The following is a 26,143-nucleotide window of genomic DNA, read 5'->3' as shown; positions in this document are numbered from 1 at the left end:
TCGCTAAGTCGTCAAGTGAGAAGGCCCGCCTGTTGGATATGTGTTCAACGGCGGGCCTTCTTGCGTTGGTGTGGGTGACGCCAGTCTAGCGACCGTTGACTGGCTTGCCGGCGATCTGGTCGTGGAATTCTCTCTGCCAGCGGCTTAGCAGGGCTCGACGCTTGAGGTCATCCAGCGTGGCCAGCAGGCCGGGGCTGAGCGGCGTAGGACGCAGGCCTTCCGGCTGTGCGCGGCGCAATGCATTGGCGGTGCCTGGGCCATCGAGCTCCGGGTGCAACGCCCCCAGCTCGTTGGCCTCAGCGATCACGCGTTGTCCGTGGCTGCCCAACAGGTAATCGATGAAACGGCGCGCTGCTGAGGGGTGGGGGGCCTGGCGAGGGACAAAGGCCAGTCGCCGGATCACCAACGCGTAATCGTCGGGGATCACCATGCGCAGCGACGGGCTAGCGGCGACGCTTTCTCTGGCGTAGCTGCCGAGCACGTTGTAGCCGATGTCAAAGCGCCCGTCGGCCAGGCCATCCAGCATGCTGCTGGTGGTGTCTACCAGCTGGGTGTCGGCACGCCCAAGTGCCGCGACCAGATCCCAATAGCGGGGTGACAGGCGTGACTCCTCAATGGCATAGGTATAGCCGGCACCCGCGCTGACGGGGCTGTAGGTAACGACTCGCCCTTGCAGGGCGTCGGACTGTTCCACCAGCAGGCTGAGCAGGTCGGCATGGCTGTTGATTGGGCCAACGCGCTCTTCAAGGGCCCGACTGACAACCATGACGATGGGCTCGAACGTGAAGGCGAAGAGTTCGTGGCGCCATTTGGCGTCGTTGGGCCAGCGTCGCGTCGTGGGGGTTTCGATGCTTTGCGCGTGACCCGCGTTGACCAGCAGGTATTGCCAGGGCATCGCGGACGAAATCACCACGTCGGCCTCTGCGGGCGCATCGAGAAAGCGCTGATGCACGTCCAGGGTGGAGAAGTTGCGGTAGGTAATGTCGTATTGCGGGTGACGCTGGTGGAAGTCCTCGAGCAGCGGCATGGCGTACGGAATGTCGAGTGCCGCGTGAATGATCAGGGGCACGCCTTCATCCGTCTTTGCTGCAAAATGCGCCTGCTCATGAGGGGGCAGGGGCTGCTGGGGAGTCTCGTCCTGTTGCGCCATCGCCGAACTGACGACCCCCGCAAGGCCAAGCAGCAGCACGGCGCCCAGACGGCGCCAGCGCCAGGAGGATGAGGCGTAGCGGGACAGCGTCATGATAGCGAATGCCTTGTCGTCACCGGTGGGTCGTCCGGCGTTACCGTGGCCTGGAATTCCATGCTCACGCTAAGGCCGGGAGAAGGTGCAGTGCCGCCATCGGCCAGGGTTAGCCTGGCACCATGGGTCCTGGCAATACCGTCCACAATCGCCAGGCCAAGGCCTGAGCCTTCGCCGGATTGCTGGCCGCGATGGAAAGGGCGCAGCGCCAGTAGCCGCCGTTCGCTGGGGATGCCGGGGCCGTCGTCCACTACCGCCAGGGTGGGGGGTGTATTGGTAACGACGATCGTGACGTGGCGAGCGCCATAGCGGCAGGCGTTGTCGATAAGGTTGGCCAGCGCCTCGCCTAGCTGCCAGTCCAGAGCGAGCACCGTGACCTCCCCTTCAGGGGCATCAAGGCCCAGGTCCACGCCACTGCGCTGGCAGCGTTGCCAGTGGGTCATCACGGCCTCGCGGGCTACCTGCACCAGTCCTGTGGGCGTCAGTTGGGGCTGGTACTCAGGGTTGTCCAGGCGGGTCAGCGACAGCAGCTGCATGGCGAGTCGCGATGCGCCTTGGCTGGTGGCATGCATGGCGCTCAAGGCAGTCCGCCAGGCCTCCGGATCAGTCTGACGCAAGGCCAGCTCGGCGCGGGCGGAAAGGCCTGCAAGAGGGGTGCGCAGTTGGTGGGAGGCATCGCCGATGAACCGCTCCTGATTGGCTTTGACGCGGCGCATGCGAGCCAGCAGTTCGTTGACGGTATCCCTTAATTCGGCCAGCTCCCGTGGCAACGCAAGCTCCAGGGGAGCCAGCGTGCGCGGGTCTCGGCTTCTGATCTGGCGTCGAAGCTTGGTCAGCGGTTCCAGCGCAAGGCGTATGGCAACGATCAGGGCGGCGACGGACAGCACCGCCACCGCCAGCAGGTAGGCCAGACTTTGACGGAAGAGCTCCTGGCTGAGTGCGTCACGACCCTCCAGGGTGTGGGCGACCCGGATTTCATAGGGTTCTCTCAGGCGCCAATCCTCCAGGCGCGAGCGCCGCACGCCCAGACGCATCGGCATACCATTCCAGCTGATGTTGGCGTAGCCCATGTCGCTGGCACGACGACCGCTGAGATCGATGCCGGGCAGGTCAGCGTTGCCGGTGACGTGATCACCGCGGGCGTCCACCAGACGATAGAACACCCGCTCATCATGTTGAGTGGCCAGCATCTCGAGAGCCGCTGGTGGCAGGTCGAGCCACAGTCGGTCTTCCTGCCACTGGGCTTGCTCGGCGATAGCCAGGGTCGCGGCATCCAGCAGTCTGTCGAAGGCACGGTCTGCCGTCTGGCGCGCATCGAGCCAGGCGCGCCAGAGCACCACGGTACCCACCAGCAGCATGGGCAGCAGCAGCCAGGTCAGCAGTCGGCTGTGCAGGGAATCGCCTCTCATGAGGCTTCCAGCAGATAGCCCAGTCCTCGCACGGTACGCAGCGTCACCTGGTGGCCGTGAAGTCGCTTGCGTAGACGATGCACGTACACCTCGACGGCGTTGTCGCCCAGCTCCTCATCGCCAAAGGCTTCATGGACCAGGGTCGCCTTGTCCACCGGCTGGCCTGCATGGCGCATCAGACAGCCCAGCAGTCGCTGCTCGCGCGGGGGCAGGGCGAGCGCCTCGTCGCCCAGGGTGAAACGCTGAGCCAGGCTGTCAAAACCGAGTTCTCCCACGGTCATCAGCCCAGATGGCGCTCTGCGTCGCAGCAGCGCGCGCACTCTGGCCTCCAGCTCTTCCAGCGAGAAAGGCTTGGCAAGGTAGTCGTCCGCGCCAAGATCCAGCCCGCGAACCCGGTCTTCGACGGCCCCGCGAGCCGTGAGTATCAGCACAGGCGTGACGGTATCATGTGCCCTCAGGGCTTCGAGTACGTCGAGTCCCCCGCGCCCGGGAAGATTGAGGTCAAGCAGGATCAATTCGTAGTCGTGCTGTCGTTTCAGCAGGGCGTAGGCCGTATCACCGTTGTCCAGGTGGTGGACGTCTTGGCCGCCGATGCCCAGTGCATCGACCAATGTCTCAGCCAGCAACCTGTCGTCTTCCACCAGCAGCAGCGTCATCAGTGTCTCCCGTCATGATCATGTCCCGCGGTCAGTGCCTTGACCGCCTGATCCAGCCTGAGTGTGGCCTGATCTTCATTCACACGCCCGTTGGGGCCGGATACGGCCAGCCACATGGCTGGCTGGTCCGCCAGCTCGAGAGGACGGCAGACCATGATTCCCCCTGGCATCTCCGCGCACGGGTCGCTGGGGGATGGCGCAGGCCATTGATGGCCTGGCAATAGATCGTGACGCAGGCTGTGGTCGGGCCGCGCCGCCAATCGGCATTGGACGATGCCATCGATCATCTCGAGCAAGCTGGCGGTCTCGCCAAGCTCGAGGGATAGCTCGTCAAGCCAAGGTTGTACCTGAGCAGCGAGCTCACGGCTGGGGGCGTGTCTGCGGGCTAGTCGCACCGGCGCACTGCCGATCCGCCAACGACCATCGCTGCCACGTTGTGTGTAGTCGAAACGCTCGAGAGATGCCAGCAGCCGCAGCAGGGTGCTCTTGTAGTAGCCCGTCGCCTCGGCGAGCTCTGCCAGGCTGAAACTCTCCTGGGGTGTATCGAAGACGTTCAGCACCGATAGGGCTCTTTCGACGGCTTCAACGCGATCCTGTGCCATGGATGGGACATTCCTTTTGTGGCAATAACGCGATGCGTCTTGCATTCAACTTTGGTCGGAATTGTGCCTTTGCGCGTTGACCGCGGAACGGCACGGGCTTAGCTTTCCACCCAAGGGAACGGCATTCTGCCTTACAGAATTGTAAGCTAGGCGTCAGCTCCCAACAAGGACCTTTTTCAGACGTCATCCCGGCGTCAACCGTGACCAGATGTCATCAGCGGTGACATCGCTCACCCGACAACAACAGAGGGCTATCTCATGTCCATGAACACGCCAGTCAAATGGATTGCCATTGCTGCCATCACCGGCGCCGCCGGTTCTGCTGCCGCCTTTGAGCCAGAGGGCAAGGTGGAGTGTCTGGCGCCGGCGGATCCGGGTGGTGGCTGGGACTTCACCTGCCGCAGCGTCGGTACGGTGCTGGAGGAGCTGGATCTGGTGCCCCGTGGCGTCCAGACCGTCAACATGGCGGGCGCTGGCGGCGGTGTGGCTTACGCCCACACCGTGAGCAAGCGCGCAGGGGATGAGCAGCTGCTGGTGGCGGCATCGACCGCGACGACGACGCGTCTGGCCCAGGGCCAGTTCCCGGGCATGACCGCTGACATGGTCAACTGGGTCGGTGCGCTGGGTGCCGACTACGGCGTTATCGCGGTGAGTGCTGATAGCGAGTACCAGGACCTCAACGCCATCATGGAAGCGCTGAAGGAAGATCCCCGCTCGGTCAAGTTTGCAGGCGGTAGCGCCAAGGGTGGCTGGGATCACCTCAAGGTGTTGATCGCGGCACAGGCAGCTGGCGTCGAGAGCCTGCCGCGCATTCCGTACCTGTCCTACAACAACGGTGGCGAAGCCATGACTCAGGTCGTCGGTGGCCACGTCGACGCCTTCACCGGTGACATTACCGAAGCCCAGGGCTTTATGGAGTCCGGTGACCTGCGCGTCGTGGCGGTGCTGTCCGATGAGCGGCTGCCGGGGGAATTCAGTGATATTCCGACTGCCAAGGAGCAGGGCATCGATGCGGTGGGCCCCAACTGGCGTGGCTTCTACATGCCGGCTGATATCTCCGACGACGCCAAGCAGTATTGGGTCGATGCCATGGACACCATTTACCAGAGCCAAGAGTGGAAGGACGTGATGGAAAGCAACGGCCTGATGCCTTTCCACATGAGCGCGGCGGAATTTGAAACCTTCGTCAAGGATCAGATCGCCGACATCAACCAGCTCTCCAAAGACATCGGGCTGATTCAGCAATGAGCATGTTCAACGACCGCATCTTCGGGGTCTTGATGATCGTCCTGGCCGTCGCGTACGGCTGGGGCGCTTCCCAGTTTCCCGAGCCGTTTGGTGGGGCCGAAGCGGTCGGCCCCGAGACCTTTCCCTACCTGCTGGCGGTAGTGCTGGGTCTTTCCAGCCTTTATATGGTGGTGCGCCCTGACCCGGACAATGCCTGGCCGTGGAGTCGTACGGGTGTCGAGCTGATCATCGCACTGGTTGTGCTGGTACTTTACGCCGGCCTGCTGCAGCCGTTGGGCTTTATCCTGTCGACGTTACTGGCGGTCGGTACCTTGTGCTGGCGCATGGGCGCGCGTCCCGGCAAGGCATACCTGGTGGGTGGCATCTCCGGTGTCGCGGTGTATCTGATCTTTAATTTTGCGCTGGACCTGCCCCTGCCTCTGGGCGTGCTGTCCTTCCTGGAGGTGGGCTGATGGAAACCCTTGGCTACCTGATCGATGGTTTTGGGGTCGCTCTCGCGCCTCATAACCTGATGTTTGCTCTGCTGGGTGCCTTTCTCGGTACCCTGATCGGGGCCCTGCCTGGACTTGGTCCGGCCAATGGCGTGGCGATCCTGATCCCGCTGGCGTTCACCCTTGGCTTGAAGCCGGAAACGGCCCTGATTATGCTGACCGCGGTATACGCCGGGGCCATGTATGGCGGGCGTATTTCATCGATCCTGTTGAATATTCCCGGTGACGAACCGGCCATGATGACCTGCCTCGATGGCTATCCCATGGCGCAGAAGGGCAAGGCGGCCGAGGCTCTGGCGATTTCTGCGGTGGCGTCCTTCATGGGCAGCCTGATCGCCACCGTGGGACTGATCCTGCTGGCGCCGGTGCTGGCCGACTTCGCTCTGACCTTCGGACCTGCGGAGTACTTCGCCCTGTTCCTGCTGGCCTTTGCGACCCTGGGCGGCATCACTGGCAAGAACCCGATGAAGACCGTCGTGGCAGCCTGTATCGGTCTGATGATTGCGACGATCGGTATCGATAACACCGGTGTTCAGCGCTACACCTTCGGGACCCTGGAGCTGTTCGAGGGCGTCGACTTCATCATCGCCATCGTTGGCCTGTTTGCCATCTCGGAACTGCTGTTCTTTATCGAGGACCGTGTCGGTAAAGGTCAGAAGCTTATCAAGGTCAATAAGCTCAAGCTGAGCTGGGCAGACATCAAGGGCATCATGCCCTCGAGCATTCGCGGTGGCATCCTGGGCTTCATCGCTGGCGTGCTGCCAGGTGCCGGTGCCTCGTTGGGCAGCTTTATCGGCTACACCCTCGAGAAGAAGGTGGTGGGCAAGAAGGGCTACTTCGGTGAGGGCGACCCGCGCGGTGTAGCAGGCCCTGAAGCCGGTAACAACGGGGCTTCCAGCGGCGCCCTGGTGCCGATGTTGACCCTCGGTGTGCCGGGAAGCGGCACCACTGCGGTACTGCTGGCGCTGCTGATTTCCCTGAACATCACCCCTGGTCCGCTGATGTTCACCCAGAACGCCGATATCGTCTGGGGCGTCATCGCCGCGCTGCTGATCGGTAACTTCCTGCTGCTGGTGCTGAACATCCCGCTGGTGGGCATCTTCGTGAAGCTGCTATCGGTGCCGCCGATGTACCTGCTGCCGATCGTGACCATGGTGGCCTTCGTGGGGATCTACTCGATTTCCAACACCACCTTCGATCTGTACTTCATGGTGGCCTTTGGGGTCGGTGGCTATGTCCTGCGCAAGCTCGAGATACCTTTGGTACCGGTCATCCTGGGCTTGCTGCTGGGTCCGGAAATGGAGAAGAACCTGCGTCATGCCATGGATATCTCTGACGGTGACTGGACGATCCTGTGGGACAGCGGTCTGGCCATCGGTCTGTGGCTGTTCGCCGGTATTGGCCTGATCCTGCCGTACATCGTGGGTCCCATCCTCAGAAAGCGGATGGCGGTCAAGACGGCCCATACCACGCCGGGCGATTGAAGGGCAGAAGACATCCCGGTAGTGCGTATTGGTCGATTGACGTTGTTGGGCACCCCCTAGGGGTGCCCTTTTTCGTTGTTGGCTAGGGAGCGGCGGAGCCGGTGGTTGCTGGCTTACCCCCGCGCTGCGCTAGCCAGGCTGTTGCCAGCCAGCTCCCGGCCTGCTCTAGCTGTACCGGTGTAGATCCCGCGTAGCCAAGTACCAGCCCCGCCTTGGGTGATGCACAGAGATAGTGATCGGACAGTGCGGATAACGTAATGCCTGCCTGATCGGCACGGTGTATCAGCTGTTGCTCCTGAGCCACCGAATCGAGATGGGCCACCAGGTGCATGCCCGATTGCCCCGATGACAGTGACAGGCCTGCCGCCACGGCGGGGGCCAAGGCCTGTCGCAGGCAGGCCTGGCGTTCACGGTAGCAGCGCCGCATGCGGGCAACATGGCGAGAGAAGTGCCCCTCCTTGATAAAGTCGGCCAGCGCCGCCTGGGCCACATATTGTCCTTCCCGGTGCAGTCTCGCGTTGGCCCGTCGAAAGTCATCGAACAGCGGCTTCGGCAGGACCAGATAGCCAAGCCGCAGACCTGGGTAGAGCACCTTGCTGAAGGTTCCTACATAGATGACCGGGTCTCCTCCGGCGAGCCCCTGCAGTGATGCCAGCGGAGGAGTGGTGTAGCGAAACTCGCTGTCATAGTCATCTTCGATGATGTAGGCGCCATGGCGTCGGGCGCACTCGAGCAGCGCCAGTCGCCGGGCCATGCTCATGGTCGCACCGCTGGGGTACTGATGGGACGGTGTTGCATAGATCAGGCGAGGGGGCTTGGCGCTGTCCGCCGCGTCAGTCTTTAGGCCCGCATCGTCCACGGGGACGGGCGTCAGCTCGAGTCCCGATGAGGCGAAGCACGCCTTTGCCCCCGCGTAGCCGGGGTCTTCAACCCAGGCCCGGTCGCCTGGGTCTGCCAGTAGTCGTGTCACCAGCTCGAACGCTTGCTGAGCGCCCTGGGTGATCAGGATCTGATGTGGGTGGCAGCGCACCGAGCGTGACAGCCGCAAGTAGTCGCACAATGCCTCCCGTAGCGGCCCGTGGCCACCTCCTGTGGCGTAGCCAAAGACATCGTCATCGGCACGGTGCTGGTGTCGCTTGAGCAAGCGTTGCCACAGCTCTCGAGGAAACTGGTCGATGGCCGGCATCCCGGGGGTAAAGGCCCGGCGCTGTCCGTCCATGGCACCGCAGCTGGCCAGCAGCTGTTGACCGCGGTTGGAATACGGATTGGCCGTCGGTCCAGAGGTGGGGAGGGAGGCGGCAACATCGACGTCTCGTGGCCAGGCGTCGTGCAGGTCGAGACGCGCCACGTAAAGGCCCGCTCCCGGTCGAGACACCACAAAACCCTCGGCGCTGAGTCGCTCCACCGCGGCCAGGACGGTGTTGCGTCCCACTCCCAGGGTGGACGCCAGTCGGCGCGACGATGGCAAGGCGCAGCCCTGGGGGAGGTCTCCCTGGACGATCCAGTTGCGCAGTGCCATATACAGCCGATGAGAAAGCGTACCCTCCGCATCTGTGGCAAACGTCAGTGCCAGGGCCTCGATAACCCAGGAGGCATGGGACGATGAGTGGATCACTGGTTCCCTCAATTTATTCGTAACTGGTGCTTCAAGTAGAACCACTATGCTCTCACACTCAGGGTCTGTCACCTCTGGAGGAAGTCACATGTCGATGATTCGTCCCGCCACAACGGCGGATCTTGATCGCTTGTCTGTGTTGTTCGACAGCTATCGCGTGTTCTACGACCAGCCAAGTGATCCCGCTGCCGCTCGTGACTTCCTGACCACACGGCTGGCCTTGGCGGACTCGCGCATTCTGGTGTGCGAGGCCGACGGGGGGCTCACGGGCTTTGTCCAACTGTATCCCACGCTGTCATCGGTTCGGTTAGGCCCACGTTGGACGCTTGCCGATCTCTTCGTGGCCCCGCAAGGGCGTGGCAAAGGGGTGGGAAGGTCGTTGATGAAGGCAGCCGTCAGATTGGCCGAGGAACACGGTGTTGGCCAATTGACCCTGCTGACGCAGACCCACAACCACACTGCCCAGCGGCTTTATGAAGCGCTCGGCTGGCAACGCAACGATGCCTTCTTTGGCTACACCCTGACCTTGGCCCCCTCGTCCGACGCTTGATGGCATAGATAGCGCCCCTCAGGCAGCGACCCTCAGGCAGCGACCCTCGGGCAGCAAAGAGAGAAAGGAGTGATACATGCCGATGGACGGTAGATGGGAAGGTAAAAGTGCGTTCGGTCAACCAGTGGGTGCCGAGGTGAAGGGCTGGAATGGGCCTTGTCCAATCCCCTCTGGCGCGGCCTTGCAAGGTCAGCAATGCCGGGTCGAGCGACTCGATGGCCAGCGTCACGCGCGCTCGCTGTGGGAGGTCTGGAAAGGCAACGATCCGAGCGATCCAGACGATGGCGTCGGGCGCTGGACTTACCTGGGCGGGCGTCCCTTCCATGACGCAGATGGCTGCTACCGCTGGGCAGAGGAACGGGCCAAACAGTCGGACCCCGTGTTTGTGGCCATCGTCGACCGTCACACAGGACGGGCGCTGGGTACCGCGTCCTGGCTCAACCTGGAACCTGAGCATGGCACCATCGAGCTAGGGCATATCAGCTTCTCGCGCGCTCTATCGCGCACGCGCATTGCCAGTGAAGCCCTGATACTGATGGCGGCTCATGCCTTTGCGCTGGGGTATCGCCGCCTTGAATGGAAGTGCGATGCGTTGAACGCGCCCTCGCGGCGTGCCGCAGAGCGGCTTGGCTTCACCTTTGAAGGCATCTTTCGCCAGCACCGGATAGTGGCAGGCCGCAATCGCGACACCGCCTGGTTTTCTCTGCTGGATCACGAATGGAGCCTGCTGGAGCCGCTCTATCGTGAGTGGCTGGCGGCTGACAACTTTGATCAGCACGGGCGGCAGAAGCGGTCACTGTCCGCCATGACGAAGGCGATTGTCGAGTGTGGTGCGTAGATCTGACGCGCCACCATTCACTCCACACCTGACGCCTCTATACCCCTACCAAGGAAACACGCACTATGTACCAACCCAAGCATTTTGCCATGACGGAACATGCTGCCATGGTGGCAGTGATGCAGCGCCATCCCTTCGCGACACTGGTGACCCATGGCGACGATGGCATGCATATCAACCACCTGCCGCTGCTGTACACGGAGACGTCGGGAGGCGCTGTACTGCGAGGGCACATCGCACGTGGCAATCGTCTGTGGCAGCGCCGGTTGGCGCACGCGGTGGCGGTGTTTCAGGGCCCGGATGCCTATATCTCTCCGAGCTGGTATCCCGATAAACAGGTTCATGGTCGTGTGGTGCCTACCTGGAACTATCAGGTGGTGCACGCGCAAGGCCAGTTGAGCTTTCCCGAAGATGGTGATTGGTTTGCGGCACACCTGCGTGACCTGGTGGATCGCTTTGAACAGCCCAGGGACGACCCGTGGAGCATCGACGATGCGCCGCATGACTACCTGCAAAAAATGCAGCGAGGCATCGTCGGGGTAGAGTTGGTGGTGGAGTCATTGAGCGGCAAGCACAAGGCCAGCCAGAACAAGAGCGACGAAGAGCGGGCGGGGATTCGCGCGGGGCTTGAGGCCCAAGGCCGTAGTGGGGGCACGGCCGTGCTGCTGAGTGGTTTGTCCTAGCGATCGGCAAGCAAACACGATGTCGGTGCGAACCGGTGTCCTCCCCCGTCGTTGGAAAGATGCTCTCCGAGCATGCCCGAATCATGCGTTATGATCGTTCTCTTGAACACAATAACCATAAGAGGACGCCACGTGAGCTATCGCATCGCAACCATTGCCGGTGATGGCATTGGCCCAGAGGTCACTGAGGCTACGGTAAGGGTGCTGGACGCCCTGCTGGGGCCGGATGTACTGACGTTTGAGTGGTTGGATGGTGGTGCAGGTCACTATCAAAAGACCGGAGAGGTGTTACCTGCAGAGACGCTGGCGGCATGCCGAGACAGCCATGCCATTCTGCACGGGGCTGCGGGGCTTCCCGGGGTGACCTATGACGATGGCATCGAAGTGGGCAACGACCTTCACTTGAAGCTGCGCTTTGGCCTTGACCTGTATGCCAACGTGCGGCCCATTCGGCTGCTGCCTGGGGTGGAGTCGCCGCTGAGGCATCACCAGCCCGGCACCATCGACTACGTGATCGTGCGTGAGAACACCGAAGGGCTGTATGCCAGCCGCGGAGCGGGGGTGGTACTCAGAGACGAGATGGCCAGCGATAGTCTGGTGATCACTCGCAAGGGGACCGAACGGGTAGCTCGCTTCGCCTGCGAGTTGTCGCGCCGACGTCAAGGTGCCCCTCGCGATGGCAAGCACCGCGTGACCGTCTGCGACAAGGCCAATATCTTGAGAAGCTATGCCTTCTTTCGACGGGTCTGTGACCAGGTCGGCACCGAATTCGATGACATTGAGCGGGACTACGCCTACGTGGACGCCATGACGGTACACCTGGTCAAACGTCCCGACTTCTATGATGTCATCGTCGCAGAGAACCTTTTCGGCGATATCATTTCCGATCTTGGCGCTGCCACCGTGGGAGGTATGGGCGTATCGCCATCGGCGGAGCTTGGTGACCGACATGGTCTGTTCCAGGGAGCCCACGGCAGCGCACCGGATATTGCCGGGCAGGATGCCGCCAACCCGATCGCGACCCTGCTGTCCGGGGCCATGATGCTCGAATGGTTGGCCACGGGCCACCATGATGAGCGGCTGTCGCTGGCGGCGGAGCGCTTGCGCCTGGCGATTGATAAGGTGCTGGAAGCTGGCCAGCACCGCCCCCGCGAGTTTGGCGGACAGGCGGGATGTCGAGACTTCACCGAAGCGGTGCTGGATCAGTTGGGGCGCACATAGGGCTTGATACAGGGGCTCGATGATATAGAGGCTCGATGATGTAGAGGCTCGGTATAGCGCTTGGCTGAGTCAACAGCAGTGAGTGCCCGAAACCGCCAGACCAATGGTCTGGCGGTTTTCTTTGTCGGTAGCTCTCGTCACTCCCGAGACGAGCGGCTGTTCTAATGCACTGGGCTCGGCACTGGGCTCGGCACTGGGCTCGGAGCTGGGTGCGAGTAAGATCCTTTTCAACGAGCGGCTGATGAGGGGAAAGGTCAGGGCAGCTATGTGCTGTTCTTGCTGTTCCCATCAATGTTAGTGATGTGTGTGCATATTGACTTAGTAATATCTACTAAAGATAAACCGATATAACAGATTATCTTGAAGAAGTTATTGTCTTTTGTGGTGTGAGAAAATCCATCATTCAGTAGATGATTTTTCATGCATTTCTGCGTTGTATTGGCTTTTTTCGCCGTTTTTTGTGTGGTTATTGTGGCTATTATTTTCGCTTATATAGGTCTTTTCGCGTGAGATGTTAGTGCGATATTTGTGCACTTGTAGCCTAGCCTGTGCTTTGTCGTACCTTTTTCTGTCAGTGATTGACTCTGAATGTCGTTTAGGGTGTTTTTGTGGATGGTGTTGGGTTATCTATGGCGGAATAAGTCCGTTAATTGAGTGCCCAAGATCATGTCTGCTTCATTGCTCTCAGATGCATCAAAAGAATCCGCTATCCATCCTCTACATCCTGTCCAGGAAGGCGTCTATGTCTCCCAGATGATCGAGCCGAAGAGTTCGAAATTTCGACTGGGGTGGTACGATGAAGTTCGCTTGGGTTCTCAGAGCGAAGTGGATCGCCTGGCTGACGCCTGGACGCTGTTGGTCAAGCAGCACGATTGCCTGCGGCTGGTGCTGGAGATCACTCCTGACGGGGGCGTAGGCCAGCAGGTGCTGCCGTTTGGTGAACTGAAGACATCACTGGCATGCCTGGACTTTTCTCGGGAAGAAGACCCCCGGTCAGCCGCCAGGGAGTGGATGAAAGAACAGATTGATGGGGCGCCAGACTTTACCGATAGATCCACAGGTCCTGTGTCTTTAAGCTTGCTGGGATTGGGTGAGGATTCCTACTTTCTGTGCTTGATGACTCACCACGTTTTTGTCGATGGTGTTGGCCTGGCGGTGCTGCGTGAGTCATTGAGAAAGGCGTATCAATGTCTTCTCGATGACACGAGTGTCGAATGGTTGAAGGCGTCTCCCGCCTACCTGCCACAAGTCTACTCGGCTCGCGATTATTTGATGTCTTCAAGGTACCGCAAAGACGAGGCGTATTGGCGTGACTTTCTGTCATCCCACGAGGTGACGCGTCTGAATGCCTGGTACCGGAGCTCCACCAGGCAGCAAGGAAAGTGGCTGAACAGAGACCTGCCTGAAGCGGTGAACCGCTCGATCAAAGAATATTGTGAAAGCACTGGCGCGAGCCCCTTGAGCGTCTTGATGGCTGCCTGTGGCTGTCATTTTGCGACACAGACGGCGGGAGATAGCCTGGTCTTTGGTCTGGCTCTCCATGGGCGTCGCGGCAAGAGTGCAGAGCAGACCATCGGGATGCAGGCGAATGCGGCCTTGGTGCACTGTCCAGTCACAGAGATGCGAGAGGCGTCGTTCTCCGACCTGGTGGCGAGAGCGGGGCGAAATACCCTCAAGGCGTTCAGGCACGGCTGCTATCCGGCCGCCGAAGTGCGGCGAATGCAGCAGGACAGCAGCCAGGATCACTGCGATATCGTCATGATGTACAACAACTTTGACGATCAGGTGGCGTCCTATACAGAAGAGCTCAATCCCACGGATGTGATCCTGCCACTGCAGATCAAGCTGCTGGACTACGGTAGTGGCAGGAGCCTGCAGATTCGCTTGATCTATTCCGATCACTACTTCAGTGAGTCGGATGCCGAGCAGCTGATGAGTGCCATGATCGATCTTATGGCGCGAGGCGTGCGGGCAGCCGACCGCTCGGTCGCCAGCCTGTGTCTTCCCAGCGCAGATGATCTCGCCGCAATGCGTCAGTGGAACTCGGCTACGGCTCCCTTACCCGTGGGCACGACCCTGACCGATATGTTCGAGGCCCAGGTGCGTCGGACGCCACAGGCGCCAGCGTTGACGGACGGCCAGGTCACCCTGAGCTTTGCCGAACTCGATGTGCTCTCCAACCGTGTGGCACATGGTCTGCGGTTCCAGAGTGAGCAGCAGCGGGGAGACGCGCTGGCGCCAGATTCCTTAGTGGGACTCTATCTGGATCGCACCGTGGATCTTGTGGTCGCGATACTCGGAGTGCTGAAGGCAGGCGCCGGTTATCTCCCATTGTCGCCAGAGCACCCTGGCGAGCGCCTGGGTTTTATCGTGGCAGATGCCGCTCCTGCGTTCATCTTGTGTCACGCGCAATACCAGGAGCGTCTCCGCGATGGCCTGAGCGGCGTAACCGATAGCCCCATCGTGTTGACGATGACGCCGGATGCCGCCTGGTTAGGTGAAGAGACTCGTCCCTCTAAGGTGGCCAGCGATCACCATCTTGCCTATGTCATCTACACCTCAGGCACCACCGGACAGCCTAAGGGTGTGATGGTGGAGCATCGACATGCTGTCCATCTGGTACTGGCTCAGCAGGCGATCCTGGATGCCCATGATTGTGCTACCAGCCTCCTGTACGCAGATACCATTTTCGATGCCAGCGTATCGGAGCTGTTTGTGGGCCTCCTAGCAGGCTCGAAGAGTGTCATTTGTTCCCAGGCCGCACGACACGACCCTGCACTGCTGAGTCAATTGGCCGAGCAGCAGGCGATAGAGCTGGCCACTTTGCCCCCGGTATTGCTCGGTCAGCTTGATCCTAAGCGTTGGTCGTCGCTGCGGGCATTGGTAGTAGGTGGAGAGGCACCGACCGCCAAGTTGATGGATCGCTTCTTCAACGAGGGACGTCGCCTGTTCAATGGGTATGGTCCGACCGAAGCAGCGGTATGCGCCACGGCTCATCTCTATCGTCCCGGTGACCCGGCGACAATGATTGGCACGCCGTTAGTCAATGTTCAGGCGCATGTACTGAACAAGCACATGGCTGAGGTGCCGATAGGCGCCATTGGTGAGCTCTACATAGGTGGGGCTGGTGTTGCCCGGGGGTATCTTGGTCGGGACGAGCTGACCCGGGAGCGCTTCGTCGACAACCCCTTTGCCACGGATGAACAGCGCGCCCTCGGGCATACGCGACTTTACCGCACCGGAGACCTGGTGCGCTGGTTGCCTAGTGGTCACCTGCTATACCTCGGACGTAACGATACCCAGGTCAAGGTGCGGGGTTACCGCATCGAGCTCGGCGAGATCGAAGCCGCGTTGGTGGCCCAGCCTGACGTACACCAGGCGGCCGTTATTGCCTGGGGGGAGTCGCCGCATTACGCGTTGGCGGCTTATGTGGTGATGGTCGACGGCCAGAGCCTCGAGCTGGCGAGCCTGAGGCAGCGGCTGGCCGAGCGACTTCCTCCCTACATGCTGCCGACAAGCATTCAGGGAATCGACGCGATTCCGCTGACCATCAACGGCAAGGTGGACAAGCGAGCGTTGCCGGCCCCTAGCCAGACGGCGGTAGGCCGGGATCAGTACGTGGCTCCTCGCACCGCGTTGGAGCAGTCGCTGTGCGAGCACTGGGCCAGTGCACTTGGCCTGGAGCGGGTGGGTATCGAGGATGACTTTTTCCAGATTGGCGGTGATTCCATCATTGCCATTCAGCTGGTGGGGCGTCTGCGGCAGGCGGGCATTCGCCTGCAGGGACGCGATCTCTTCGAAGCCTCTCGCATCTCGTCACTCGCAGCACTGCTGCAGCAACGCATCAGCGTCGATGAAGCGGAACAGGGAACGCTGTCCGGAGCCTTCGCCTTGGCGTCGACCCAACGTCACTGGCTTTCGAGCGGTGCCGGCAGGTGTCAGGGAGACCGTGCAACTCAGGTGGAGCCGGACGCGCAGCAGCTAACCGTGTTGCCACAGGACCATGACACAGCGGCGGTGGCGGAGGCGTCTTCGGGCGCCTACCAGGCTGGCGCCGCCACCAGTATGCTGACAGACGCTTTCAAGCTGGCACGTGACTCGGGGCAGCTCGTGTTGGTAGAAACGCCAGAGGGCGTCGGTGAACAGGAGATCAAGGTCGCCCTGGGGCGGCTTGCCGATCAGCACGACATGCTGCGTAGTCGCCCCTTGCTGGTTGACGGTGAATGGCAACAGCACTATATCGCCGACGCCCCTTTGCCTGCGCTAGCGACCCTCGAGGGGTGTGACCATGACGTGACGACCCAGGCGCTGGCCTTGGCCCGCCAATGGATGGCTTGTGACGTGGCGGTGGACCCCTTGTGGCAGTCCGCGCTGACGGCAAGAGCGGGAAAGCCTGGCGCGCTGATGCTGTTCGTTCACCCCTTGCTGGCAGATCGCACATCTCTGCAGATTCTGCGGCGGGATCTGCAAAGGCTGCTGGCGGGCGAGCCGCTGCCCGCCAAGACCAGCAGTTTTCGTCAGTGGGTGGAGTCGTCAGGAAGCGCCTCTACGCTTGATGGCCAGACGTTACCTGCTGCGTTGGACGGTGAAAGGCATGCTGTTGAGGCAGACGCGCTTGTCGCGGGGGCAAGCCAGGAGTGGCAGCGTGTCACTCGGTCACTGTCGACGGAAGACACCCTGGTGCTGCTGAAGGAAGCGCCTGCCGGCTTTCATAGCCGCGTGGACGAGCTGTTGATCAGTGCACTGAGCCAGGCCCTTGCTGACACCCTTGAGCAGCCGGAGGTCATGCTGTTGCTGGAGGGAGACTATCGCCATGCTGGCCATCATGGTGGGCGTCATGGCGGCAGCGCCTCGCTCGACCTTGACGCGACGGTCGGGCAATTTACCTTCCCCTACATGCTTTCCGTGTCGGCGACGGGGGAGCTGGATACCTTGGTCATGGGGGTCAAGGAGGCGGTGCGAGCACACCTGAACTGCGCGCTCGCCCCGATGGTACAGGGCGGCTCGTCAGCCCCCTTATTGCGACCTTCGCCAGCCCCTTTGCCAGACACTTCGTCACTCTCTGCATCACAGGGCGGAGCACAGTCCCTGGCCAGCTTTTGCTTCCTGGGTGACGTGGCGGAAGACACTCAGCACCTGCTCGACGCCGAGTTGAGCGGCACGGTGGATCCAGGTCCTGCTGGCGAGTCGATGGCGATGCTGCAAGTGCAGGTCGTCAGTCGGGTGGTCGGGGGTGAGCTGCAGGTGGATCTGGTGACCTGCCTGGGGGCTGAGACCGCCTGCACGTTGGCCGAGTCCTTTCTGACGAGACTGGCCGAAGTCGTGCAATTGGCGCTGGAATCCTCCCGTGGTAGCGGCAGGCACACGCCATCTGATTTTGCTATTCAAGGCATCTCGATGGAGAGGTGGCTGCGCCTGACAGATCGCCGCGATGTGGAGGCGGTCTACGTTGCAACGAGCTTGCAGAAGGGCATGATCTCCCATGCGCTGAACTATCCCGAGGATGATGCGTATCGTGTGCAGGTGCTGGTGGACTACACGGCGGGTGTCAACCTCGATCAGTATCGGCGAGCCTGGGAACTGGTGGTAGCTCAGTACGAGAGCCTCAGGATTGGCTTCGATTGGGACGGCGACGAGATTCTGCAGTTGGCAGAACGTCAGATTGTCTTGTCTGATCGCCATTTCAGGGTTCGAGACCTTTCGTCCGTTCGCCCGGAAGATCATGAACACATCGTCGAGGAGGCCCGCCAGGCTGATCGCGACGAAGGTTTTGACCTGTCGTTGCCTGGACTTTTCCGGGTTACCGTGTTCAGTCGAGGAGAAAGCAACGCCACGGTGCTGATTACCGTTCACCACGCCATCAGCGATGGTTGGTCGACCTCGCTACTGTGGCAGAGCCTGCATGGCTTCTACGATGCGCTGACTCAGGGACGCTGCCCCACGGTGTGTCGCGACCGTGCCTATGGTGCGGCTCAGCGTCATTATCTCAATCATCGCAGACGTTCCGCGGCCTGGTGGCAACAAAAACGGAATACCTGGCAGGGCCCCACAACGCTCGACGGATTGCTCGCGGGCCGCGGATGGCGTGAGGCGCGGGTGGTTCAGCAGCCGCTATCGTCGGCCTTGACCGTGGATGAGGACCTTTATCGTCGCATGCAGGCCCTGTGTCACGCCTCCGGTCTGACCTTCAATACGCTGGTTCAGATGGCCTGGCACAAGCTGCTGCAAGGGTTCAGTGGCGCCACCCAGACCATTACCGGGATGACGCTGTCGGGCCGCGATCTGCCCGTAGAAGGGATCGAGCACAGCATCGGTCTCTACATCAATACCTTGCCTCTCGTTATCGACTGGGAGGCCAAGGCGACGGTGCGCGATGTGCTCAACGCGGTGCAGCGTGCGACCGTCGATATGAACACCTATACCGAAGTGTCTCTGGCGGAGCTGCAGGAGGGAGGGCAGCGGCTGTTCCATAGCCTGGTGGTATTCGAGAACTATCCGGCGCCGGCAGAGGGCGGCGCCCTGGAGCAGACACGCTCGGTACGGGCGATCCAGGAAAAGCTGGACTATCCGCTCGCCCTTGTCGCCAGAGAGATGGGCGGGAAACTGATCTTCCGCCTGGACTCGGACAGCCGCTGGTTGAGTGATGCCGATGCGATGGCGTTGCTGCAACGGCTGATAAGGGTCATTGGGCAAGTGGTGGATGCTCCCGATGCGCGCCATGTGGATCTGTCACTACTGCTGAAGGGTGAGCGGGAGTTGATCCAGCACTGGAACGCAACCAGCGCTCCCCGTCATTCTGGTGCGACCCTGCATGGACTGTTCGAGGCCCAGGTGGCGCGCACACCGGAGGCCACGGCGCTGGTGGATGAGCACACCTCGCTTACCTATCGAGAGCTGGACGCACGGGCCAATCAAGTCGCTCATGGGCTGCGCCACGAGTACGCCAGCGCCCATGCCGGACAGCCGATGGCACCCGATACTCGGGTAGGCCTGTACCTGGACCGTCGTGTCGACATGATCGTGGCGATCCTCGGCATTCTCAAGGCAGGAGGCGCCTACGTCCCCCTGTCGCCCGAGCATCCGCGGGACCGGTCCGTGTTCATGGCCGACGATGCCAAGCTGGGAGTGCTGCTTTGCCAGCAGGAGTATCAGACCCGCTGGAGCGAATGCATGGAGGAAGTCGCATCGAAGCCTGTATTGCTGACAATGGCGGCCGATGCCTCCTGGCTGGGGGCGTCTGAGCCCGTGGCACCGATGGCCCAGGAAGATCACCTGGCTTATGTGATCTACACCTCGGGCACGACGGGGACCCCCAAGGGCGTGATGATCGAGCACCGCCATGCGGTCCACCTGGTCGAGGCCCAGCAAGAGCGCTTTGGCGTGCTGGATTGCACTACCAGCCTGCTCTATGCGGATATTATCTTCGATGCCAGCGTGTTCGAGCTGTTCGTCAGTCTGGCGTCGGGACTTCGCTGCGTGCTGTGTTCGCAGGAGGCCAGACGGGATGTGGCCTTGCTGAATGACCTGGCCCAGAGCTACCAGATCGAGCTGACCATACTGCCGCCAGTCATGCTCGGGCAGCTGGATCCAGCCTGTTGGCGTTCGTTGAAGACGCTGGTGGTGGGAGGAGAGGCGCCGGTCAGGGACTTTCTCGACCGCTTCCATCGCGAGGACCTGAGGCTTTTCAACGCCTACGGACCTACCGAGGGCACCGTCTGTGCCACGGCTCACCGCTATCAGCCTGGGGATCCATCCGCCAAGATCGGCAAGCCACTGACCAACGTGCAGGTGCATGTGCTTGATGAGCAGATGGCTCCGGTACCCGTCGGTGCCGTTGGAGAGCTGTATATCGGTGGCGCTGGGGTGGGCCGGGGATATCTGCATCGCGATGCGTTGACCCGGGAGCGCTTCGTGGCGGACCCCTTCGCGGGGGCAAGCACTCACGGTGAGCAAGGGGCACGTCTGTATCGCACGGGCGATATGGTGAGGTGGCTGCAGGACGGCAGCCTGATCTATCTCGGACGTAACGATGACCAGGTGAAAATACGCGGGTACCGCATCGAGCTGGGTGAGGTCGAGACCGCATTGACGTCGCAGCCGGAGATCAGCCAGGCGGTGGTCGTCGCCCACGGTCAGCCAGGGCAGCAGAGTCTGGCGGCCTATGTGATCCTGGCGCCAGAGCGAACCATCAGCATGGCGGAGCTACGTCATCGGCTGGCGGAGCGGCTGCCGTCCTACATGATGCCGGCGAGCTGCACCTGCATCGATGCGATTCCCCTGACGATCAATGGCAAGCTGGATCGTCAGGCGCTTCCCGAACCCGAGGAAGAGGATCGCCAGCAGTCCTATGTGGCGCCTCGCACCACCCTGGAAGCAACACTCTGCGAGCATTGGGCGCGGGTACTGGGGCGTGAAAGGGTCGGCATCGAGGACGACTTCTTCCAGATTGGTGGCGACTCCATCATCAGTATTCAGCTGGTCGCCAGACTGAGGCAGGCGGGGATTGCCTTGCAGGGTCGGGACATCTTTGACGCGCCTCGCATCTCGTCGCTGGCGGCCCGCCTGGCCCAGCGTCAGGATGGGGCCGACATCGATGCCGAGCAGGGCCGGCTTGCCGGCACGTTCTCGCTGTTGCCGATTCAATCGTGGTTTTTCGAGCAGGAGTTTGCCCAGCCGGGGCATTGGAATCAGGCCTTCATGGTGGCCATACCCGAGCGAGTGACCGTGCCCGAGCTGCAAGAGGCCCTGGTGGCGCTAAGCCACCAGCACGACATGCTCTGCTGCCGGTTCGTGCGTGAGAAGTCAGGGTATCGGCAGTGCTATGCACCGGACATGATGCCCGCCCCGGTGATCACCCTGTCGGTGACGGAGGGTGACGATGAGTGGCTCCAGCAGGAATTGACGCGGCATCAGAGCCAGTTTGATATCGAGCGTGGACCGCTGTGGCAGGTGATCCACCTCAGCGGCTATGACGATGGCCGCTCGCGCCTCTGTTTTGCCCTGCATCATCTGGTGGTGGATGCAGTGTCCTGGCGGATTCTGGCACGGGATCTGGTGCAGTTGCTGGAAGGTGGCAGCCTGCCGTCCAAGACAACCAGCTATCGTCAGTGGGTGGCGGCGGTCCATCGCTACGCCCAGGAGCACACCGAGCAGGCCAGTTACTGGCGGCATGTCGTGGCCGCGGATGGCGGGGAGCAGTGGCTCGAGGAAAGGTGCCAGCAGCAGGCATTGCAAGCACCTGCCTCGGCGACGCTGGAATTTTCTCGAGAGGACACCGATGCACTGCTGCATCAGGCCCCTGCCGGCTATCACACCCAGATCAATGACCTGCTGGTGAGTGCCGTGTCCCTGGCTCTGGCAGATGTGCTGAAGCAGTCAGACGTGACCCTGCTGCTGGAAGGCCATGGTCGTCAGCCCCTGGACGATCGAATCGACCTGTCGTCTACCCTGGGCTGGTTCACGGTCCAGTATCCGGTGCGGGTCAATACCGAGGGTGACACTGAAGAGGTGATCATCAGGACCAAGGAAGGACTTCGTGGCATTCCCGACGGCGGTCTTGGCTTCGGTGCGCTGAAGCAGGCCGGCTGGTTGCCGGAAGCCTCGATGCCGCGGATCAGCTTCAACTATCTTGGCCAGTTCTCAGCGCCGCAGCAGGCGACCTATGGACTGGTGGTGGAGCCCTGCGGGCGGGCCATGTCTCCGGACAACCGCGATCGCTTTATCATCAACATCAACGGCGCCGTGCTCGACGATCAGCTGTTCTTCGACGTCACCACCCAGCTGGGAGAAAGCGTTTCCATCGAGGTAAGAGACCGTCTGCAGGAGCGACTTCAAGAGGTGGCCGCCACGGCCATGGGTGCGGCGCGCACTGGTGGCGTGCGCACACCTTCGGACTTCGATGTCAAAGGGTTGACCCTGTCTCGTCTGAGTTCTCTGGAGCAGCGCTACGATGTCGAGGCGCTGTATGCCGCCAACAGCCTGCAGGTGGGGATGATCTTCCATGCCTTGAATCATCCCGAGGACGATGCCTACCGCGTGCAGCTGCTGGTCGACTATTCAGAGGGCTTGCGCATCGACCACTATCGCCGCGCATGGGAGCTGTTGGTTGAGCACTATCCGAGCCTGCGTATCGGCTTTGACTGGGAGGAAGGCGATATCCTGCAGGTGGTGGCGAGATCACTGACGCTGGATGAACACTGCTTCCGTCTTAAGGACATCAGCGACGTACCGCTTGAGGAGCATGATCGAACCATTGAGGAGATTCAGGCGCAGGATCGTTTGGAGAGTTTCGACCTGTCGCGCCCGGGACTGTTCCGCGTCACGCTGATTCAGCGCGGCACTCACGGAGTGACCGTGCTGGTCAACACTCATCATGCGGTGACCGACGGATGGTCGACCGCCCTGTTGTGGCAAAGCCTGCATGGCTACTTCGATGCCATCGAGCGCGGGGAGCATCCACGTCCGGGGCGCGATGATGCCTACGCCGAGGCCCAGCGCTATCAACTGCGACAAGCAGACGCTACCCGCTCGTATTGGACCGCCAAGAAGGTGACCTGGGAAGGTGAGACCAGTCTGGAGGGGCTGCTCGAGGGTCGCGAGTGGCGTGATACTCGAGTCATACGGAGCCCGGTAGCGGCAGGTCTGGTGCTGGATGAGCGGGTGCAAGACGGCATGCAGTCTCTGTGTCACGAGCTGGGTGTCACCCTGAACACCATCGTGCACACGGCTTGGCACAAGCTCTTGCAGGTCTACAGCGGAGCCTCCCAGACCATTACCGGCATGACGCTTTCCGGGCGCGATATCGCGGTACAAGGGATCGAGCAGAGCGCGGGTCTGTTCATCAATACGCTGCCGCTGGTCATCGACTGGCCCTCCGATGGTAGGGTACGTGATGTGCTCGCCACTGTTCAGGCCACGACCCTGGAGATGAACACCCACTGTGGGATTCCCTTGGCCGAGCTGCAGCCTGGGGCGCAGCGGCTGTTTCACAGCCTGGTGGTGTTCGAGAATTACCCGGTGGCCAAGGCCGACGGTGAAAGCGGAGACACCAAGCGTCATGTGCGCGGGGCCCAGGAAAAGGTCAACTACCCGCTGTCGCTGATCGTCTTCATGGACCAGGGTCGGCTGTCGTTCAAGCTGGAGTCTGACGCCAGCTGGTTGAGTGAAGACAACGCTCAGCGTTTGCTCGAGCGTCTGGCCCATGTGGTGGGGCAGATGGTGCATATCGCGGCGACGGGCGGTCGCCACTCCGAGATTGAGCTGTTGCTTAAAGAGGAGAAAGCGCAACTGCTGGACCAGTGGAACAGCACTCATCAGCCGCTGACCTCCGCCATGACCCTGCATGGTCTGTTTGAGGACCAGGTGGCAAGGACCCCTGACGCCATTGCCCTTGTCGATGACGCGGTCCAGCTAAGCTATGCGCAGCTGAACAGCAGAGCCAATCGCGTCGCGCATGGTCTGCGTCAGCAGCACGTCGAGCTGTTCCAGCGACCGATCACCGCGGATACGTTGATTGGCCTCTACCTGGATCGCGATGTCGACCTGGTCGTGGCCATCCTCGGGATTCTCAAGGCGGGGGCCGCCTACGTACCGATGTCGCCGGAGCATCCGAACGAGCGTTCCCGTTTTATCGTGGAGGATGCTGGCCTCGGCTTGGTGCTGTGTCATGAGCAGTACCGTTCAAGGCTACAGCAATGGTGGTCCGACATGGCGCAGATGCCCGGGCTGGTGACGCTGACCGATGACGCCGCTTGGCTTGGCTCGGAAGACGACGCGACAGCGGTCGCAACGCCGGACAATCTGGCGTATGTGATCTACACCTCAGGCACCACGGGGGTGCCGAAAGGGGCGATGATCGAGCACCGTCACGCGGTCAATCTGGTGGCGGCCCAGCGGCAGCGGTTTGGGGTGGAAGAGTGTGCCACCAGCCTGCTGTTCGCCGACGTCATCTTTGACGCCAGCGTGTTTGAGCTGTTTGTCAGCCTTGCCTGTGGTCTTCGCTGTGTCGTGTGTTCTCACGAGGTCAGGCGAGATGTGCTCGAGCTTGACCGAGTGGCCAAAGAGCAGAAAATCGAACTGGCCATCCTGCCCCCAGTCATGCTGGGGCAGCTTGACCCGAGTCACTGGCGCTCGCTCAAGACCCTGGTGGTGGGTGGAGAGGCGCCTGTCACCGAACTGCTTGACCGCTTTTATCGGGACAATCTGCGTCTCTACAATGCCTATGGTCCCACCGAAGCTGCGGTCTGTGCGACGGCCCATCGCTATCACCCAGGAGACGCCGCCCAGCAGATCGGTACGCCGCTGTTGAACACCCAGGTGTACGTTCTTGATCAAGGCATGCGGCCTGTCCCGGTGGGCGCCACGGGAGAACTCTACATTGGTGGAGCCGGCGTAGGACGGGGCTATCTGAACCGTGACAGCCTGACCCAGGAGCGCTTCCTCGAGAACCCGCTGGCGCCGGAGCCGGATGCACGTTGTCCCGGTAGCCATCGTCTCTACCGCACGGGTGACCTGGTCCGCTGGCTACCGGATGGTGGCCTGCTCTACCTGGGGCGTAATGATGCTCAGGTGAAAATCAGGGGTAATCGTATTGAGCTGGGTGAGATCGAAGCGGCATTGACGGCTCAGCCGGAGGTACGCCAGGCGGTAGTGGTGGCTTATGGCGACGCCGGTCAGCAAAGTCTTGCCGCCTATGTGGTGTCCGCGGAGGAACAGCAGATCGAGGTCGCCACCTTGAAGCAGCGTCTGTCGGAGCGGCTGCCGTCCTATATGGTGCCAGCCAGCTGCCAGTTCATTGACGCGATTCCGTTGACCATCAACGGCAAGCTCAACCGCAAGGCGCTTCCTGCACCGACCCTGGAAGGTTCCGCCCAAGCCTACGTGGCGCCCAGGACGTCACTCGAGGCTCAGCTGTGCCAGCAGTGGCAAGAGGTGCTGGGCCATGAGCGGGTCGGCGTCGAGGATGACTTCTTCCTGCTGGGAGGAGACTCGATCAAGCTGATCAAGTTGACCTCCCTGATGCGGGCCCAGGCAGGGCACACGGTGTCCGTATCGGCGTTCTATCGCTACACCACGGTGTCCCAGCTGGCCGAGTTCATCGCCAGCGGGGAAGGCGAGGAGCTCAGTATGCTGATGCGCTTCCTCGGCGGCGGCAGGGAGAGCGGCAGTAAGCTGTTCATGGTTCATGCAGGCTACGGCAACAGTGATGTCTACAGGACTTTGGTCGACGCCATGGGCGAGCACTACGCCTGTTACGGCATCGACAACTACAACCACACCGTGGTCCAACCGGAAGCCTCTTTGATCAATATTGCGGCGCTCTACCTCAAGGTCATGGAGGAGCATCTGGCGGTGGATGAGGAGGTGCGCCTGCTGGGTTGGTCACTGGGCGGCAATATCGCCACCGAGATGGCCTGGCAGCTGGAGCAGCGCGGCTTCACCAAGGTTCGTCTGTACCTGTTGGACACCTACTTCAACATGGGGGACGCGGACTTTCTCGGCAATGCCAAGGACGTGCGCGATGACTTCGAGAAGGAGTTGGTCAACAAGGGTATCCCGCCGGATGAATTTCTGTTGAACCGCTGGGAGGAGCTGTACGAGGTCAACCGTGACATGCTTCGCTCCGCCCATGAGCGACCGCTGACGAGCACTCAGGTCGTGCTGTTCAAGGCGCTGGAAGAGGTGGCGCCCGTCGAGGGCCGACCTGGTGGTGTCCCCGATGATCTGGTGCTGAGCTCGGTCTTTGACAACAACGTTGCCGAGTTCTCAAGTTCGGTACCCGCCCTCATTCCATGCCCGGGAGTGACCCATATGGGGATGCTGGATGCCGTTGACTGGATCGCCGAGGTGCTGGTCAACGACCTGACCGACCCCTTGAAGACGTAAGCGTATCGGCGAAGGTGATGCAGTATTTGAAATGTGACTGCCTGAGCCGTTTAGCCCCCGTCGGTCGAGAAGGGCAATGACCTTCATCTCGATCGGCGGGGCTGGCACTCCGCTCACGGGCGACCGACAGGCCTACGGCCAGCCCTTTCAGGTGAGGGCACTGCACCGGCCTGGGCTCGCTATCGCTGGCTTCTGGCTCGCTAGCAGTGGGGCGGGTCA

The 26,143-nt window shown here is 61.5% G+C and carries 13 protein-coding genes; 8 read left to right on the top strand and 5 right to left on the bottom strand.

Annotated elements, in window-relative coordinates; all coding sequences use genetic code 11:
• Positions 1-85 precede the first annotated feature (85 nt).
• From KUV45_RS16415 to KUV45_RS16400, 4 genes are read right to left on the bottom strand one after another with little or no spacing between them, the layout of a single operon-like run.
• Positions 86-1,243: an ABC transporter substrate-binding protein gene (locus tag KUV45_RS16415; RefSeq protein WP_224852070.1), complete on the bottom strand. Its 1,158-nt coding sequence runs from the start codon at positions 1,241-1,243 to the stop codon at positions 86-88.
• Complete coding sequence (locus tag KUV45_RS16410) at positions 1,240-2,652, bottom strand: sensor histidine kinase (RefSeq protein WP_222163370.1); 1,413 nt, start codon at positions 2,650-2,652, stop codon at positions 1,240-1,242. Before KUV45_RS16410 ends, KUV45_RS16415 begins: the two co-directional genes overlap by 4 nt.
• Entirely contained in the window at positions 2,649-3,308 is a 660-nt protein-coding gene (locus KUV45_RS16405) for a response regulator transcription factor (RefSeq protein WP_206944692.1), read from the bottom strand. The genes KUV45_RS16410 and KUV45_RS16405 overlap by 4 nt, the downstream gene beginning before the upstream one ends.
• Entirely contained in the window at positions 3,308-3,910 is a 603-nt protein-coding gene (locus tag KUV45_RS16400; protein ID WP_222163369.1) for a helix-turn-helix domain-containing protein, read from the bottom strand. Before KUV45_RS16400 ends, KUV45_RS16405 begins: the two co-directional genes overlap by 1 nt.
• A 258-nt stretch (positions 3,911-4,168) precedes the next feature.
• Between KUV45_RS16400 and KUV45_RS16395 the strand changes: the two genes are divergently transcribed.
• Genes KUV45_RS16395 through KUV45_RS16385 form a run of 3 tightly spaced genes read left to right on the top strand, consistent with a single transcriptional unit; the run spans position 4,169 to position 7,133 of the window.
• Positions 4,169-5,158, top strand: a complete 990-nt coding sequence (locus KUV45_RS16395) for a tripartite tricarboxylate transporter substrate binding protein (protein ID WP_222163368.1) — start codon at positions 4,169-4,171, stop codon at positions 5,156-5,158.
• Complete coding sequence (locus tag KUV45_RS16390; protein WP_206944686.1) at positions 5,155-5,610, top strand: tripartite tricarboxylate transporter TctB family protein; 456 nt, start codon at positions 5,155-5,157, stop codon at positions 5,608-5,610. The genes KUV45_RS16395 and KUV45_RS16390 overlap by 4 nt, the downstream gene beginning before the upstream one ends.
• On the top strand, positions 5,610-7,133 hold the full coding sequence (locus KUV45_RS16385) for a tripartite tricarboxylate transporter permease (protein ID WP_206944684.1): 1,524 nt from the start codon (positions 5,610-5,612) through the stop codon (positions 7,131-7,133). The genes KUV45_RS16390 and KUV45_RS16385 overlap by 1 nt, the downstream gene beginning before the upstream one ends.
• Positions 7,134-7,215: 82 nt before the next feature.
• Here KUV45_RS16385 and KUV45_RS16380 read toward each other — a convergent pair whose 3' ends face one another.
• Entirely contained in the window at positions 7,216-8,748 is a 1,533-nt protein-coding gene (locus KUV45_RS16380; protein ID WP_224852071.1) for a PLP-dependent aminotransferase family protein, read from the bottom strand.
• An 88-nt stretch (positions 8,749-8,836) separates the two neighbouring features.
• Here KUV45_RS16380 and KUV45_RS16375 point away from each other — a divergent pair, with 88 nt between their 5' ends.
• From KUV45_RS16375 to KUV45_RS16355, 5 genes are all read left to right on the top strand, one after another.
• Positions 8,837-9,298, top strand: coding sequence for a GNAT family N-acetyltransferase (locus KUV45_RS16375; protein ID WP_222163367.1), 462 nt, complete (start codon positions 8,837-8,839; stop codon positions 9,296-9,298).
• A gap of 76 nt (positions 9,299-9,374) precedes the next feature.
• Complete coding sequence (locus KUV45_RS16370; protein WP_224852072.1) at positions 9,375-10,136, top strand: GNAT family N-acetyltransferase; 762 nt, start codon at positions 9,375-9,377, stop codon at positions 10,134-10,136.
• 65 nt (positions 10,137-10,201) lie between these two features.
• Positions 10,202-10,819, top strand: a complete 618-nt coding sequence (locus KUV45_RS16365) for an FMN-binding negative transcriptional regulator (protein WP_222163366.1) — start codon at positions 10,202-10,204, stop codon at positions 10,817-10,819.
• Between the two features lie 132 nt (positions 10,820-10,951).
• Positions 10,952-12,040 (top strand): isocitrate/isopropylmalate dehydrogenase family protein, encoded by a 1,089-nt coding sequence (locus tag KUV45_RS16360; protein ID WP_222163365.1) that lies wholly within the window; start codon positions 10,952-10,954, stop codon positions 12,038-12,040.
• A 666-nt stretch (positions 12,041-12,706) separates the two neighbouring features.
• The gene (locus KUV45_RS16355) at positions 12,707-25,924 is read left to right on the top strand and encodes a non-ribosomal peptide synthetase (protein WP_222163364.1); all 13,218 of its coding nucleotides are present in this window, start codon (positions 12,707-12,709) and stop codon (positions 25,922-25,924) included.
• Positions 25,925-26,143 lie beyond the last annotated feature (219 nt).

It is taken from the genome of Halomonas sp. DP3Y7-2, assembly GCF_019800795.1.
Classification (GTDB): domain Bacteria; phylum Pseudomonadota; class Gammaproteobacteria; order Pseudomonadales; family Halomonadaceae; genus Halomonas; species Halomonas litopenaei_A.
This window is presented reverse-complemented; position numbering and strand designations above follow the sequence as displayed.